Source organism: Pseudomonas sp. AC211, from assembly GCF_979258055.1.
In genome coordinates, this window is sequence record NZ_OZ409830.1 from 4089208 (window position 1) to 4104035 (window position 14828).

A 14828-nucleotide genomic window follows, 5' to 3' on the forward strand; every position below is an offset into this window, starting at 1 on the left:
CTGTTCTTTGCGCGGTTGTCTGGAATGCACCTCCGGCGCGCCTTGGTACAAGCCTTGCTCTGTACCAATTGACGTTGAGTCCCTTGCTGGTTTGACGACGGAGTGTTGCCCCATGCGAGACAAATCTGTGACCACCCCGGTGACGACGGCACCGGCCAATGCAATGAACGCGCAGAACGCCGTCATGGGTTTGCGCGGGCGCGACCTGCTCAGCACCATGCGCACCGTGGCGCTGCAAGGCCTGCGCCGGCCGGTGTACAGCGCCAAGCATGCCTTGGCGCTGGGCGGGCAATTAGGCCGCGTGCTGATCGGCGACACGCTGCACAAACCCAACCCCAACGACGTGCGCTTTGCCGATCCCACCTGGCAACTCAACCCGTTCTACCGCCGCAGCTTGCAAGCGTATCTCGCCTGGCAGCAGCAACTGCACCGCTGGATCGAGGAAAGCGACCTGCCCGCCGACGACCGCACCCGCGCCAGGTTTATCGCCAACTTGCTCGGCGATGCCATGTCGCCCTCCAACAGCGTGCTCAACCCGCTGGCCATCAAAGAACTGCTCAACAGCGGCGGCACCAGCTTGTTCAAAGGCGTGCGCCACCTCTATGACGACCTGCTACACAACAGCGGTCTGCCCCGGCAAGTGAACAAAACGGCGTTTGAAGTGGGCCGCAACCTGGCCACCACGCCGGGCAGCGTGGTGTTTCGCAACGAGATGCTGGAGCTGATCCAGTACAAACCCATGAGCGAAAAGCAGTTCGCCAAACCGCTGGTGATCGTGCCGCCGCAAATCAACAAGTTCTACATCTTCGACCTCAGCCCGGAAAAGAGCTTCGTCCAGTACTGCCTGAAGAACGGCCTGCAAGTGTTCATGGTGAGCTGGCGCAACCCCGATGCACGTCACCGGGAATGGGGCTTGTCGAGTTACGTACAAGCGCTGGAGGCGGCCACCGATGTGGCCCGCGCCATCACCGGCAGCAAAGACGTCAACCTGATCGGCGCCTGCGCTGGCGGCCTGACCATCGCGGCGATGCAAGGCCACCTATTGGCCAAACGGCAACTGCGTCGGGTCAGCAGCGCCAGCTACCTGGTGAGTCTGCTCGACAGTCAGATCGAAAGCCCGGCGATGCTGTTCGCCGACGAGAAAACCCTCGAAGCCGCCAAGCGCCGCTCTTACCAAAACGGTGTGCTGGACGGTCGCGACATGGCGCGCGTGTTCGCCTGGATGCGCCCCAACGACCTGATCTGGAATTACTGGGTCAACAACTACCTGCTCGGCAAACAGCCGCCGGCGTTCGACATCCTCTACTGGAACAACGACAACACCCGTCTGCCGGCAGCGTTTCATGGCGACTTGTTGGACTTCTTCAAACACAACCCACTGACCCGCCCCGGCGCCATGGAAGTGTGCGGCACGCCCATCGACCTGCAAAAAGTAAACGTCGACAGTTTTAGCGTGGCCGGCATCAACGACCACATCACGCCGTGGGACGCGGTGTATCGCTCCACCCTGCTCATGGGCGGCGACCGGCGCTTTATTCTGTCCAACAGCGGCCACATCCAGAGCATCCTTAATCCGCCTGGCAACCCGAAAGCCAACTTCTTCGAGAACGCCAAGCTCACCTCCGACCCGCGCGCCTGGTATTACGACGCCAAGCAGCACACCGGCAGTTGGTGGCCGGTCTGGATGGAGTGGATTCAAGCGCGCTCCGGAGAACAGCGTGAAACGCTGCTGGCCATCGGCAACCAGAACTACCCACCCATGCAAGCCGCACCCGGCACCTACGTGCACGAGGTGTAAACCGCAACAACACTGGCCAGGCGGCGTCTGGCCAGTTAACGTCGGCCAATGGATCGTCTGACATAAGAAGAATGGATGAAAACCCGCGACCGAATCCTCGAATGTGCCCTGGCGTTATTCAACCAGCAGGGCGAACCCAACGTCTCCACCCTGGAAATTGCTAACGAGCTGGAAATCAGCCCGGGCAATCTCTACTACCACTTCCACGGCAAAGAGCCGCTGATAATGGAGCTGTTCGAACGCTTCGAAACCGACATGGCGCCGCTGCTCGACCCTCCGGCCGGTGCGCGGTTGAACGTGGAAGATTATTGGCTGTTCCTGCACCTGATCGTCGAGCGCCTGGCGCATTACCGTTTCCTGTTCCAGGACCTCTCCAATCTGGCCGGCCGCCTGCCGAAACTGGCTCGCGGTATTCGCCTGTGGCTCAACTCGCTGAAGCGCACCCTGGCGGCATTACTGGCCGGTTTGAAAGCCGACGGGCATGTCACCAGCAACACTCAGGCGTTGGGTTTGCTGGTCGAGCAAATCACCCTGACGCTGCTGTTCTCCCTCGATTACCAACGCATTCTGGGTAACGTCGGCGAGCTTCGGTTGGTAGTGTTTCAGGTGATGATGCTGGTGACGCCGCATCTGCGCGAAGACTCGCGCGGCACGGCTGAACTATTGGCGCAGCGCTACCTGCAAGCGTGACCATCAGCTGCGAACCTGTTTAATTTGAATTGCCCATAAAAAAACCCGGCCATCTGGCCGGGTTTTTCATTTACCGCACATCCACTCAGGACGACGTGCTTGGCGTCGTCGGTGCAACTGGCGTTGCAGCCGGCGTGGTTGCAGCGGTAGCTGCTGGCGCTGGCGTTGGTGCGGGTGTCGCCGGTTTGGCAGCAGCAGCCGCCGGCTTCGGAGCAGCAGGCTTGGCAGCGGCCGGCTTCGGTGCAGGTTTTACCGCAGGCTTGGCAGCCGGTTTAGCGGCAGCGGGTTTCGCGGCTGGCTTGGCGGCTGGTTTTGCAGCGGGCTTGGCGGCGGCTTTCGCTGCAGGTTTAGCAGCCGGTTTGGCAGCGGCTTTAACAGCCGGCTTGGCGGCCGGTTTTGCGGCTGGCTTGGTGGCGGCTTTGGCGGCTGATTTAGCAGCCGGTTTAGCAGCGGCTTTAACCAAAGGCTTGGCCGCTGGTTTTGCGGCAGCTTTGGCAGCCGGTTTAGCGGCGGCTTTTGCTGCTGGCTTGGCTGCCGGTTTGGCCGCCGCTTTTGCTGCGGGCTTGGCTGCAGGTTTCGCAGCGGCCTTGGCAGCCGGTTTAGCGGCGGGTTTGGCAGCGGCTTTCGGTGCTGGTTTAGCGGCCACTGTTTTGGCAGAAATGCCAGTCAGTTTTTCCAGCTGTTTGGTCAACACATCAACTTTGCTGTTCAGGTCTTTCACTTCATTCCGGCTCGGAACGCCGAGACGCGAAATGGCACTGTTCAGACGTTTGTCGAAGGCTTCTTCCAACTCGCCCCATTTACCAATCGCCAGGCCGCGAACTTCATCGACCTTGGATTTAGCCGACTTGGCAGATGTTTTAGCGGACGTTTTCACGGCGCCAACTTGCTTCTCGACTTCGGTCTTGGCCAACTTTTCAGCTTTCTCGCCATCGGTTACCAGCGTGTCGAACAGCTTGGTGCCGTCCTTGCTGATTTTCGAATAGGCGCCCAACCCAGCCAGCCAGATTTGGCGCGAGTATTTTTCAACTTCGCCAACCCACGAGCTGCTTTGTTTTTCGACTTTCTTTTTAGCAACCATCCCGCTCTCCTTATTGAGTCTTAGCGACACGTGCAACCAACGCATTCAGCACGTCCAGCTTAGCAGAGAGCGCATCAACATCCTGGCGCGAAGGGATACCCACACGATTTAACGCGCTGGCGACCCGACGATCGAAAAGTTTTTCGATTTTGTCGAACTGCACTTCAACTTTGCTTTTAACGCTGGAGACATTGCTGCTGACTGATTGTTTAACCGAGTCGAGCTGGCTATTCGCCGCTTCGACCTGCGTTGTGACCAGTTTTTTGCCTTGTCGTTCGATGCCTTCGCCTTCGCTAACCAGGCCTTTGATATAGCCCGCACCTTCTTTGCCAACCTTGGCGTAGGCACCCAAACCGGCCAGCCAAATTTGGCGGCTGTAATGTTTAACATCGGTCAGCAGGGACGCTTGGATTTCGTCTTTTTTTACGACGACTTTTTTAGCTGCAACTTTGGCCATGGTGCACCTCACAAAAGAAGGAAAAAACCGCCTGCTCTTTGCAGGCCTGCACCGAAATTAGCCGGGAAAATTAGAATTCACATACTAGGTATGCGCGGGCTCAACTAAGGGACTCGTCCAAGCCTTTTTCAATTTCGCGTTTTATCGTGCCGCTCATGGCCGATAACAGCAGGCCCAACTTGAGTTCGACGCGCACGTTGTCTTCGCCCACTTCAATGGTGCCGTCAGCGCCACTGCGTTTGAATTCCAACACGTCGCCCTTCCACTGATAACGCACCGAATACTCTTCGGCCAGGCGCTCGGCCAGCGCCTCGGCTTTGGCGCGCGCGCCTTGCGTGCCAAGAGTGTGTGAACGTTCGACGGTAATGCGGGCCATAGTTGATAACTCATGCGACCAAAAGTCGCGCGACTATAACGCGAGCGCCACGCCAAGGGCAGTCGCCCCGTAACCGCCACCGCACGCCTTGCCAAGACAAAGCCGGTGACCGCGATTAGAATGGCCGGCACTTTCTTCCGGTGACCGCATATGAACGATCCGCGCAAAGGCAGTGATGCCGAACCGACTACCCACTTCGGCTACCAAAGCGTGCCGGAAAGCCAAAAGGCCGACAAAGTCGCCGAGGTTTTCCACTCTGTAGCCGCCAAATATGACTTGATGAACGACCTCATGTCCGGAGGCGTTCACCGTCTCTGGAAGCGCTTCACCATCGAGCTTTCGGGCGTGCGCACGGGCAATCGGGTGCTGGATATCGCCGGCGGCACGGGCGATCTGACCCGTCAGTTTTCCCGCCTGGTCGGCCCCACCGGTGAAGTGGTCCTGGCCGACATCAACGCCTCGATGCTCAAGGTGGGCCGCGACAAACTGCTCGACAGCGGCGTGGCCAACAATGTGCAGTTCGTACAGGCCGACGCGGAAAAGCTGCCGTTCCCGGACAACCACTTCGACTGCGTGACCATCGCCTTTGGCTTGCGCAACGTCACCCATAAAGATGAAGCGATCCGCTCCATGCTGCGCGTGCTCAAACCGGGCGGCCGCTTGCTGATTCTGGAATTCTCCAAACCCACCAGCAATCTGCTGTCCAAGGCCTACGACGCCTACTCGTTCAGCCTGCTGCCGCTGATGGGCAAGCTGATCACCAACGATTCGGAAAGCTACCGCTACCTGGCCGAATCGATCCGCATGCACCCGGATCAAGAAACCCTGAAAGCCATGATGATCGAGGCCGGTTTCGAGCGCGCCACGTACCACAACATGACCGGCGGCATCGTCGCCTTGCACCGCGGTATCAAACCCTGATGTTGACCCAGGCGCTTCTGGCTGCGGCCGAGACCGGCATCAACCGCGTGCTGCGCCTCGACGCGACCGCCTTGCCGCGTCTCGCGCACCTGGCCGGTAAAGTGATCGCCGTGGAATGCAGCTCGCCGGCCGTGAAGGCATTCGTGCTGGCCGACGGTGCCGGTCTGCGTCTGGCTTCGCAGTGGGAAGGCGACATCGCCTGCCGCCTGCGCGCGCCGGCCAGTAGCTTGGTGCGGTTGGGCGTCAGCAACGACAAAACCGCTGTGTTGCACAGCCCCGAGGTTGAGTTGGATGGCGACAGCGCCGTGCTGCTCGACCTGGCCGGCGTGCTGCAAGACCTCGAATTGGACTGGGAATACGAAATTGGCCGCTGGCTCGGGCCGATAGGCAGCCAGTTGCTCAGCAGTCATTTGAAAAGCCGCGCGCGCTGGACCAGTCAGAACCTCGACAGCCTGCGCCAGAACGTGGCGGATTACCTCAGCGAAGAGTCGCGCACCCTGGTCGGTGAGAACGAAGCACAAGCGCGTTTTGCCGAGCTGGATGACCTCAAGCTTGCCCTTGATCGGCTCGACGCCCGCGTCGAGCGCCTGGCCCTGACCCTCAACTCCAAACCTAGCGAACCCGAATGAAGCTGCTTGCCGTCCGCCGTTTGTTGCGCATCCAGCGCGTGGTCATTCGCTACCGTCTCGATGATCTGATTCTTGAGCTGCCGCTGCCATGGTGGCTGCGCAGCGTCAGCTACTTTCTGCCGTGGCGTTGGCTGCCGCGTCGCAAGCTGGCGCTGAGCCGGGGCGAACGCGTACGCCTGGCGCTTCAGGATCTGGGGCCGATCTTTATTAAATTCGGCCAGCTACTGTCCACGCGCCGCGACCTGCTGCCGCTGGACATGGCCGACGAGCTGGCGTTCCTGCAAGACCAGGTGCCGCCCTTCGACCCGGCGCATTCGGTGGCGCTGATTGAAGCGCAGCTGGGCGCCAAGGTCGGCGACGTGTTCGCCCGTTTCGACACCCAGCCACTGGCTTCCGCTTCGGTGGCCCAGGTGCACGCTGCGCAACTGCGCAGTGGTGAAGAAGTGGTGGTGAAAGTGGTTCGCCCCGGTTTGAAACCAGTGATCCGCGCCGACATTGCCTGGCTGTTTTTGCTGGCCAAACTGGCCGAGCGTGTGTCTGGCGAAGCGCGCCGCCTGCACCCGGTGGAAGTGGTCAGCGACTACGAAAAAACCATCTACGACGAACTCGATCTGCTGCGCGAGGCGGCCAACGCCAGCCAGCTGCGCCGCAACTTCGAAGGTTCGCCGCTGCTATACGTGCCGCAGGTGTATTGGGACTGGTGCCGCCCGCAAGTGCTGGTGATGGAGCGCATCTACGGCGTGCAGGTCACCGACCTCGCCACCCTCGCCGACCAGCGCACCGACCTGAAAGTGCTGGCCGAGCGCGGCGTGGAAATCTTCTTCACCCAGGTGTTTCGCGACAGCTTCTTCCACGCCGACATGCACCCCGGCAATATCTTCGTCAGCACCCGCACGCCGTGGAGCCCGCAGTACATCGCTATCGACTGCGGCATCATCGGTAGCCTGACCCCGGAAGATCAGGACTACCTGGCGCGCAACCTCGTGGCCTTTTTCAAGCGGGACTACCGCAAGGTCGCCCAGTTGCACATCGACTCCGGTTGGGTGCCTGCAGAAACCAAAGTGAACGACTTCGAAGCGGCGATCCGTACTGTGTGCGAACCGATTTTCGAGCGGCCGCTGAAAGACATCTCCTTCGGCTTGCTGCTGATGCGCCTGTTCCAGACGGCGCGGCGCTTCAACATGGAGATTCAGCCGCAACTGGTGCTGCTGCAAAAAACCTTGCTGAACATTGAAGGCTTGGGTCGTCAGCTGTATCCGGACCTGGACCTGTGGGCCACCGCCCAACCGTACTTGGAACGCTGGATGCGCGAGCGCGTGAGCCCGAAAAACCTGCTGCAGAACCTGCAATCGCAAGTCGAACAAGTGCCGCACTTGGCACACATGACCCGCGAGTTGCTCGAACGCATGGCGCAGCCGCATCTGTATAACCCGCCCATGCAACAGCAGCCGGGCGGCGGTGATAAATGGACGCTGCGCTTGCTGGGCACCGCCCTGTTGGGCGGCGGCATTACCCTGGCGTTGGCAGCCGCGAGCCTGACGGCAGCGACCACCTGGCCGGCCTGGCTGATGGCCGCGAGCGGGCTGTACCTGATTTTGCGCCGATAGCCAGTAGCGGCCTCAACTGGCAAACTCGCCCGACGATATGCCCGCCCGAACGACGGAATTGCAATGAACGATTGGCTAGATGAAATCAACTGGAACAGTGACGGCCTGGTGCCGGCCATTGCCCAGGACTACAAAACCGGGCGCGTACTGATGATGGCCTGGATGAACCGTGAGGCCCTGAGCCTCACCGCCGCCGAGCAGCGCGCCATCTACTGGTCGCGCTCGCGTGGCAAACTCTGGCGCAAAGGCGAAGAGTCCGGCCACGTGCAAAAGCTGCATGAGATGCGCCTGGATTGCGACGAAGACGTGATCATTCTGATGGTCGAGCAACTCGGCGGCATCGCCTGCCACACCGGTCGTGAAAGCTGCTTCTACCGCGTTTACGAAAGCGGCGCGTGGAAGGCAGTCGACCCGGTGCTCAAAGACCCCCACGCGATCTATGCCGGCGAACACAAACATGAGTAACCCAGGCATGAATAACGCAGGCATGAACGACACCCTCGCCCGCCTTGCCCAGGTGCTTGAAGAGCGCAAAGGCGCCGCGCCCGACAGCTCGTACGTGGCTAGCCTGTATCACAAGGGCTTGAACAAAATTCTGGAAAAAGTCGGCGAAGAATCGGTCGAAACCATTCTTGCCGCTAAAGATGCTGCCGTCAGTGGCGACTGCAGCGACGTCATCTACGAAACCGCCGACTTGTGGTTCCACAGCCTGGTGATGCTTGCCGCGCTGGGCCAGCACCCACAAGCGGTACTGGACGAACTGGACCGGCGTTTTGGCTTGTCGGGCCACGCAGAGAAAGCCGCGCGCGAGCCGTCCTGACTTATCCGTTTTAATGCTTTATTCGCAGCCCGCGCTGCGTAACCCACCATCTCGAGAGGAACCGTTCCATGGGTATTTTTGACTGGAAACACTGGGTCGTCATTCTGATCGTGGTCGTGTTGGTCTTCGGTACCAAGAAGCTCAAGGGCCTGGGCAGCGATGTTGGCGAGGCCATCAAAGGCTTCCGTAAAGCCATGAATGACGATGAGAAGCCGAGCGAGCAGCCCGCTCCGGCGCAGCCGACCCAAGCGCAAAACGCGCCGCTGAACCAACCGCACACCATCGACGCGCACGCGCAGAAAGTCGAAGAGCCAGCGCGCAAGGACTGACCCATGTTTGGCATTAGCTTCGGCGAATTGCTGCTGGTGGGCCTGGTGGCCCTGCTGGTGCTCGGCCCTGAACGCCTGCCCGGTGCCGCGCGCACCGCGGGCCTGTGGATCGGACGCCTGAAACGCAGCTTCAATGCGATCAAACAGGAAGTGGAACGCGAAATCGGCGCCGATGAAATTCGTCGGCAGCTGCACAACGAACACATTCTGGCGCTGGAACAGGAAGCCCGAAACGCCATCGCCCCGCCGCAGGTGCCGGCTGCCGCGCCGATTGCCGAGGCCACGCCCGTTGCCCCGCCCGTGACACAGCCCGCCGTCGCGGCCGCCGAAGCGCCTGCGCCGGCGCCCGAGCCAGCACCTGAACCGAGCCCGCCTGAGCAGCAGCAAACCCAGCTGGAACTGCCCGTCAGCCCCCAACCGCCGCGAGCCCCATGAGCGCAGACACCCCGGAAAACGACCAGCAAATGCCGCTGGTCTCGCACCTCACCGAACTGCGCTCGCGCTTGCTGCGCTGCGTCGCGGCCACCTTTCTGATTTTCGCCAGCCTGTTCTACTTCGCGCGCGACATCTACACCCTGGCCTCTGAGCCGCTGCGCCGCTTCTTGCCCGAAGGCGCCACGATGATCGCCATCGACCCGGCGTCGGCATTTCTGGCACCGCTGAAACTGACCATGGTGGTGGCGCTGTTTGCCAGCATGCCGGTGATTCTCTACCAGGCCTGGGGCTTTATTGCGCCGGGCCTGTACAAGCATGAAAAACGCGTCGCCGTGCCGCTGCTGACCTCGAGCGTGGTGCTGTTCTACGGCGGCATGGCGTTCGCCTACTTCCTCGTGCTGCCGCTGATTTACCACTTCCTGCTGGGCTCGGCGCCAGTCGGCGTTACGCCCATGACTGACATCAACACCTACCTCGACTCCGTGCTGACGCTGCTGTTCGCCTTTGGCGTGGCGTTCGAGATTCCGGTGGCCGTGGTGCTGCTGGTGACTATCGGCGTGGTGGACGTGGCGTACCTGCGCAAGATTCGTCCGTACGTAATCATCGGCTGCTTTGTGGTCGGCATGATCCTTACGCCGCCGGACCCGCTGTCGCAAACCCTGCTGGCCGTGCCGATGTGGATGCTGTTCGAAATTGGCGTGTTCTTCGGCGCCATGGTGCGCAAGCGCCCGCGTGAAGAAGCGGCCAGCGACGACGCGCAACCGCCCGCCACCCAACCGTGAACCTCCTGCTTCTGGAAGACGCCGACTTTGTCGGCGCCGACCGCGTGATCCTGCGCGACCGCCGCCTCACCCACTTACAAGAGGTGCATCGCGCCGAGTCGGGCGACAGCCTGCGCGTCGGCCGAGTCGGCGGGTTGATGGGCACGGCGCAAATCCTGCGCCTGGAAAGCGCCGAAGCCGAGCTGCAGATCAGCCTCGACCAGCCGCCGCCGGCAAAACTGCCGCTGACCCTGCTGCTCGCCTTGCCACGCCCGAAGATGCTGCGGCGTGTGCTGCAAACCGTCGCCAGCCTGGGCGTACCGCGCCTGATTCTGCTCAACAGTTACCGCGTCGAAAAAAGCTTCTGGCAGACGCCGTTTCTTGAGCCGGCAGCGATTCGCGAGCAGTTGATTCTGGGGCTGGAGCAATCCCGCGATACGGTGCTACCTGAAGTGCGCATCGAAAAGCGCTTCAAACCGTTTGTGGAAGACCACCTGGCGCAGCTCTGTTCCGGGACCCAGGGTTTGGTCGGGCATCCCGGCCTATTCCCGGCGTGCCCGCGCGCGGTGGACGGCCCGGTGACGCTGGCCATCGGCCCGGAAGGCGGTTGGATTCCCTACGAAGTGGAAAAACTCGCCGAGGCGGGCTTGCAGCCCGTGCAACTGGGCGAGCGGATTCTGCGGGTGGAAACAGCGGTGACGGCGCTAATCGCGCGGTTGTTTTAGGCCACGCGGCGCTCTCGGGCGTGACGAATACCCTGTAGGAGCGAGCTTGCTCGCGAAAGCGTCCTCGGGTCCGAGCCCAAAAAGCTTCGCCAGCAAGCTGGCTCCTACAAGAGCGATAACGTCGTCTGGTCAGCCTTTGCGGTGCCAGTGCGCCGGCAACAACTTCCCTTCTAACTCCGGCGCTTCGCGCAAGCTCATGTCCCGCGCGTGCAGCGGTTCGCCGCACTCCGAGCACACCAGCACGCCGCGCACCTCGTGGCCACAGCGTTTGTGCACGTGGCGAATCGGTTGGCCGATGTCGCCGCTCATGTGCCGGTCGCCCCAGTTCACCAGCGCGAGCACGGCCGGGTAAAGGTCGTGGCCCTTCTCGGTCAACCTATACTCCTCGCGCAGCGGGCGTTGCTGATAGGCACTTTTCACCAGCACGCCATGCTCGGTCAGGCGTTTCAGGCGCTCAGCCAACACGTGTCGGGTGATGCCCATACGCTTTTCGAAGTCATCGAAACGGCGCACGCCCATAAAACATTCGCGCAGCACCAGCAGGGTCCAGCGGTCGCCGACCACCGATAACGTGCGTGACAGCGAGCAGGGCTGATCGCCCAGTTCTTCCCAGCGCATGACGATTCTCCAGAACGTTCTGCTGGCTACTCTAGCTTGACAGGTTCCAAAAAGGAACTGACTATCCAGCTCAGTTCCAAAAAGGAACTTACTCACGCAACCGACGAGAGAACAACAATGAGCGAACGCAAAGCAGTGTTAGTGGTGGGAGCCGGCGATGCCACCGGCGGCGCGATAGCCAAGCGCTTTGCCCGTGAAGGTTATGTGGCGTGTGTAGCGCGGCGTAACGCCGAAAAACTCGAACCGCTGGTGGCCGAGATCACCGCCGCTGGCGGCCAAGCGCGCGCCTTCGGCTGCGATGCGCGGCTCGAAGACCAAGTGGTCGAGATGTTCGCCACCATCGAACGCGAGATCGGGCCGCTGGAAGTGGTGGTGTTCAACATCGGCGCCAACGTGCACTTCTCCATCACCGACACCACCGAGCGCGTATACCGCAAGGTTTGGGAAATGGCCGCGCTCGCCGGCTTCCTCACTGGTCGCGAAGCCGCGCGGGTCATGCTGCCCCGTGCACGCGGCACCATCATTTTCACCGGCGCCACGGCATCGTTACGCGGCGGCAAAGGCTTCGCAGCGTTTGCCAGCGCCAAGTTCGCCCTGCGCGCCACGGCCCAGAGCATGGCGCGCGAGTTAGGGCCGCTGGGCATTCATGTGGCCCATCCCATTATTGATGGCGCGATAGACACGGCGTTTATCCGCGACAACTTCCCTGAGCGCTACGCCATGAAAGAGCAGGACGGGATTTTGAATCCGGACCATATTGCCGATTCGTATTGGCAGATTCACACCCAACCCAGAGACTCGTGGACCCACGAACTTGATCTACGCCCCTGGCTAGAAACGTTCTAGTCCATGGACGGTTTCCGGGTCGTCGGCCTTGCTGCGTTGCGTCCTCGCTTTAAATGCTCACGTACCTAAGTACGCTGCGCTTTAAAGCTGCGGGGCGCCTTGCAATGCCTTAGCCCCGAAAACCTCGAACTCGGTAACGGCACCTTCCGACAACCAACAAAAACAGCGGATCAAAACATGAGCAAAACCCTGGAATTCTTCTTCGACTTCGGCAGCCCCACCACTTACCTGGCGTGGACTCAACTGCCGAAAATAGCCGCCGATGCCGGCGTGGAAATCACGTGGAAACCGATGCTGCTTGGCGGCGTGTTTAAGGCCACGGGCAACCAGTCGCCGGTCGCGATTCCGGCCAAGGCCAAGTACACCTTTGGCGACCTGGCGCGCTTCGCCACCCGTTATGGCGTGCCGATGGCGTTCAACCCGTTCTTTCCGATCAATACACTGCTTTTGATGCGCGGCGCGGCCGGTTATTTGGGCAGCGCGAATTTCCATACGTACGTAAATGCGGTGTTCACGGCGATGTGGATCGAGCAGAAAAACATGGGCGACCCGGCCGTGGTCGCGCAGGTGCTTAGCGCAGCCGGGCTGGAGCCGGCGGAGTTCGAGCGGCTGGTGAATGACGAAACGGTGAAGCAGCGTTTGAAAGACATCACCGAAGACGCGATCAAACGCGGCGCCTTTGGTGCGCCGACGTTCTTTGTCGATGGAGAAATGCATTTCGGCCAGGATCGGCTGGATTTCGTGGCCGAAGCGTTGAATCGCTAATCAGGTTTCCAGCAGAAACGTCACGGGTCCGTCGTTCACCGACGACACCTGCATATCCGCACCAAAACGCCCGGTGGCAACCGCCGGGTGTTTCACCCGCGCCTGCTCAACCAGATAGTCGAACAGCTCGGCGCCCAACGCTGGCGGCGCGGCAGTAGAAAAGCTCGGGCGCAGGCCGCTTTTGGTGTCGGCTGCCAGGGTGAATTGCGAGACCAGCAGCAACCCGCCCGCCACGTCAGTCAGCGACAAATTCATCTTGCCGTCGGCATCGCTGAATACGCGGTAGTTGAGCAGTTTGTGCAGCAGTTTGTCGGCGCTGGCTTTGCTGTCTTGCGGTTCGACGCCGACCAGCACCAGAAGGCCCTGATCGATCGCCCCAACGGTTTCGCCCGCCACATCGACACGCGACTGAGTGACGCGTTGAATCAGTCCCTTCATGCTTCGTCCGGTGCCAGGTTAAGCAGGCGGCGAGCGATTTGCTCGGCGGCGCGCACCAGTGCATCCGTGATACCCGGCTCGGCAGCGGCATGGCCGGCGTCGCGAATAATCTGCAACTCGCTGTTGGGCCAGGCTTGATGCAGTTCCCAGGCGTTGTCCAGCGGGCAGATCATGTCGTAGCGCCCGTGCACGATGATGCCGGGCAGGTGGGCAATCTTGTGCATGTCGCGAATCAGCTGGTCCGGTTCAAGAAACGCGTTGTGCATAAAGTAGTGGCACTCCACCCGAGCGATCGACAGCGCGCGCTGTGGCTCGCTGAAGCGTTCCACCACCTGGGTGTTTGGGCGCAGCGTGGCGGTGCGGCCTTCCCACGTCGACCAGGCTTTGGCGGCGTGCATTTGCGCAATCTGGTCGCTGCCGCTCAGGCGTTTATGGAAGGCCGAAACCAAGTCGTGACGCTCTTCCGGCGGAATCGGCGCCACATAATCCTGCCAATAATCGGGGAACAGGCGACTGGCGCCTTCCTGATAAAACCAGCGAATTTCCTGGGGACGGCACAAAAAAATGCCGCGAAGAATCAGGGCGTGTACACGTTCAGGATGGGTTTGCGCGTAGGCCAGCGCCAAGGTCGAGCCCCACGAGCCGCCAAACAGCACCCATTTGTCGATGCCCAGATGCTGGCGAATCACTTCGAGGTCAGCGACCAAATCCCAGGTGGTGTTGTTTTCCAGACTGGCGTGGGGAGTGGAGCGCCCGCAGCCGCGCTGGTCGAAGGTGATGATTCGGTACTGGTTAGGATCGAAATAGCGGCGGCTGGCGCCGTCGCAACCGGCGCCAGGGCCGCCATGCAGAAACACCACGGGAAGACCTTCCGGCGTGCCGCTTTCGTCGACATACAGCACGTGCGGCGCCTGCACGGCCAGTTCGTGGCGCGCGTAAGGCTTAATCTCCGGATACAAAGTCTGCATGCTGCACTCCCTTGTTAATTAAGACGCTGCCACGCGCAATCCCTGAAGGTCGGGTACATTTTCCCGGCAAGGCGCCTGAGCTCTGCCGGGCATCATAACCATGAAAACGGAGTTGAGCATGCCAGACCGGATAATTCCCTTTGCCCGCTTGTGGTTTATCGCCATGGCGCTGACCGTGCTTGCCGGTTGCTCAAACAGTGATCCCATGGCCTCGCTGGAAGCCGCCGTGCAGCAGCTACAAGACAACCTTGAAGCCAAGCGCAGCAGCGACGTCATGGAACAGCTGCACTCCGAGTTTCGCGCCCAGCAGCAGTACGACAGCGAATGGGCCAAGCGCACCATGCTCGGCCTGTTTCTGCGCTACAAAAACGTGCGGGTGATCGCCCTGAGCAAAACCAGCAACCTGGACCCTGCCTCGTCCAGCAAGGGTTACACCGAGGCGCAAGTGGCGGTTACTGGCGCCGAAGGTTTGATACCAGACAACGCCAACCACTACAGCGTGAAACTGGAGTGGTGGTTGGAAGACAAGGAATGGAAGTTGGCGCGGATCAATTGGGAGTAAAG

Annotated in this window: 20 protein-coding genes; 14 read left to right on the forward strand and 6 right to left on the reverse strand. The window is 60.9% G+C overall.

The genetic code is table 11. The features are described 5' to 3' along the window. The first annotated feature begins 112 nt into the window (after positions 1 to 112). Positions 113 to 1798 carry a class II poly(R)-hydroxyalkanoic acid synthase gene (phaC, locus tag ACZZZP_RS19355; protein ID WP_463383791.1) on the forward strand — a complete coding sequence of 562 codons (1686 nt, stop codon included), beginning with the start codon at positions 113 to 115 and terminating at the stop codon, positions 1796 to 1798. Positions 1799 to 1873: 75 nt separating this feature from the next. After that, positions 1874 to 2488 carry a TetR/AcrR family transcriptional regulator gene (locus ACZZZP_RS19360; RefSeq protein WP_463383792.1) on the forward strand — a complete coding sequence of 205 codons (615 nt, stop codon included), beginning with the start codon at positions 1874 to 1876 and terminating at the stop codon, positions 2486 to 2488. An 85-nt stretch (positions 2489 to 2573) separates the two neighbouring features. Here the strand turns inward: ACZZZP_RS19360 and ACZZZP_RS19365 are convergent, their stop codons facing one another. The 3 genes from ACZZZP_RS19365 to ACZZZP_RS19375 form a co-directional block, all read right to left on the reverse strand. Then, complete coding sequence (locus ACZZZP_RS19365) at positions 2574 to 3569, reverse strand: phasin family protein (RefSeq protein ID WP_463383793.1); 996 nt, start codon at positions 3567 to 3569, stop codon at positions 2574 to 2576. Between the two features lie 10 nt (positions 3570 to 3579). Next, the gene (locus ACZZZP_RS19370) at positions 3580 to 4026 is read right to left on the reverse strand and encodes a phasin family protein (RefSeq protein ID WP_122494543.1); all 447 of its coding nucleotides are present in this window, start codon (positions 4024 to 4026) and stop codon (positions 3580 to 3582) included. A 100-nt stretch (positions 4027 to 4126) separates the two neighbouring features. Then, the gene (locus tag ACZZZP_RS19375; RefSeq protein WP_122494545.1) at positions 4127 to 4402 is read right to left on the reverse strand and encodes a polyhydroxyalkanoic acid system family protein; all 276 of its coding nucleotides are present in this window, start codon (positions 4400 to 4402) and stop codon (positions 4127 to 4129) included. Between the two features lie 150 nt (positions 4403 to 4552). On the opposite strand from ACZZZP_RS19375, the gene ubiE reads away from it, so the two are divergent. The 9 genes from ubiE to ACZZZP_RS19420 all read left to right on the forward strand — a co-directional run bounded on the left by ubiE (position 4553) and on the right by ACZZZP_RS19420 (position 10629). Then, complete coding sequence (ubiE, locus tag ACZZZP_RS19380) at positions 4553 to 5323, forward strand: bifunctional demethylmenaquinone methyltransferase/2-methoxy-6-polyprenyl-1,4-benzoquinol methylase UbiE (RefSeq protein WP_122494547.1); 771 nt, start codon at positions 4553 to 4555, stop codon at positions 5321 to 5323. After that, complete coding sequence (locus tag ACZZZP_RS19385) at positions 5323 to 5952, forward strand: ubiquinone biosynthesis accessory factor UbiJ (RefSeq protein ID WP_463383794.1); 630 nt, start codon at positions 5323 to 5325, stop codon at positions 5950 to 5952. The genes ubiE and ACZZZP_RS19385 overlap by 1 nt, the downstream gene beginning before the upstream one ends. Beyond that, positions 5949 to 7559, forward strand: a complete 1611-nt coding sequence (ubiB, locus tag ACZZZP_RS19390) for a ubiquinone biosynthesis regulatory protein kinase UbiB (RefSeq protein WP_122494551.1) — start codon at positions 5949 to 5951, stop codon at positions 7557 to 7559. The genes ACZZZP_RS19385 and ubiB overlap by 4 nt, the downstream gene beginning before the upstream one ends. A 63-nt stretch (positions 7560 to 7622) precedes the next feature. Beyond that, complete coding sequence (hisI, locus tag ACZZZP_RS19395) at positions 7623 to 8024, forward strand: phosphoribosyl-AMP cyclohydrolase (protein ID WP_463383795.1); 402 nt, start codon at positions 7623 to 7625, stop codon at positions 8022 to 8024. Positions 8025 to 8046: 22 nt separating this feature from the next. Then, complete coding sequence (locus ACZZZP_RS19400) at positions 8047 to 8379, forward strand: phosphoribosyl-ATP diphosphatase (protein WP_122494769.1); 333 nt, start codon at positions 8047 to 8049, stop codon at positions 8377 to 8379. A 68-nt stretch (positions 8380 to 8447) separates the two neighbouring features. Next, positions 8448 to 8708, forward strand: coding sequence for a twin-arginine translocase TatA/TatE family subunit (locus tag ACZZZP_RS19405; protein WP_463383796.1), 261 nt, complete (start codon positions 8448 to 8450; stop codon positions 8706 to 8708). A 3-nt stretch (positions 8709 to 8711) separates the two neighbouring features. Then, positions 8712 to 9143, forward strand: coding sequence for a Sec-independent protein translocase protein TatB (tatB, locus tag ACZZZP_RS19410; protein WP_463383797.1), 432 nt, complete (start codon positions 8712 to 8714; stop codon positions 9141 to 9143). Then, complete coding sequence (tatC, locus tag ACZZZP_RS19415; RefSeq protein ID WP_122494559.1) at positions 9140 to 9925, forward strand: twin-arginine translocase subunit TatC; 786 nt, start codon at positions 9140 to 9142, stop codon at positions 9923 to 9925. The genes tatB and tatC overlap by 4 nt, the downstream gene beginning before the upstream one ends. Beyond that, the gene (locus ACZZZP_RS19420) at positions 9922 to 10629 is read left to right on the forward strand and encodes a 16S rRNA (uracil(1498)-N(3))-methyltransferase (protein WP_463536775.1); all 708 of its coding nucleotides are present in this window, start codon (positions 9922 to 9924) and stop codon (positions 10627 to 10629) included. The genes tatC and ACZZZP_RS19420 overlap by 4 nt, the downstream gene beginning before the upstream one ends. 129 nt (positions 10630 to 10758) lie before the next feature. On the opposite strand, the gene ACZZZP_RS19425 is transcribed toward ACZZZP_RS19420, so the two are convergent. After that, positions 10759 to 11247 (reverse strand): winged helix-turn-helix transcriptional regulator, encoded by a 489-nt coding sequence (locus tag ACZZZP_RS19425; RefSeq protein WP_463383798.1) that lies wholly within the window; start codon positions 11245 to 11247, stop codon positions 10759 to 10761. A gap of 117 nt (positions 11248 to 11364) precedes the next feature. On the opposite strand from ACZZZP_RS19425, the gene ACZZZP_RS19430 reads away from it, so the two are divergent. Next, on the forward strand, positions 11365 to 12093 hold the full coding sequence (locus ACZZZP_RS19430) for an SDR family oxidoreductase (RefSeq protein ID WP_122494565.1): 729 nt from the start codon (positions 11365 to 11367) through the stop codon (positions 12091 to 12093). 177 nt (positions 12094 to 12270) lie between these two features. Further along, positions 12271 to 12858: a DsbA family protein gene (locus tag ACZZZP_RS19435; protein WP_463383799.1), complete on the forward strand. Its 588-nt coding sequence runs from the start codon at positions 12271 to 12273 to the stop codon at positions 12856 to 12858. Here the strand turns inward: ACZZZP_RS19435 and dtd are convergent, their stop codons facing one another. Continuing rightward, positions 12859 to 13296, reverse strand: coding sequence for a D-aminoacyl-tRNA deacylase (gene dtd, locus ACZZZP_RS19440; protein ID WP_463383800.1), 438 nt, complete (start codon positions 13294 to 13296; stop codon positions 12859 to 12861). Further along, positions 13293 to 14264, reverse strand: a complete 972-nt coding sequence (gene pip, locus ACZZZP_RS19445; RefSeq protein ID WP_122494571.1) for a prolyl aminopeptidase — start codon at positions 14262 to 14264, stop codon at positions 13293 to 13295. The genes dtd and pip overlap by 4 nt, the downstream gene beginning before the upstream one ends. 118 nt (positions 14265 to 14382) lie before the next feature. On the opposite strand from pip, the gene ACZZZP_RS19450 reads away from it, so the two are divergent. Further along, the gene (locus ACZZZP_RS19450; protein WP_463383801.1) at positions 14383 to 14826 is read left to right on the forward strand and encodes a hypothetical protein; all 444 of its coding nucleotides are present in this window, start codon (positions 14383 to 14385) and stop codon (positions 14824 to 14826) included. The last annotated feature ends 2 nt before the right edge of the window (positions 14827 to 14828 follow it).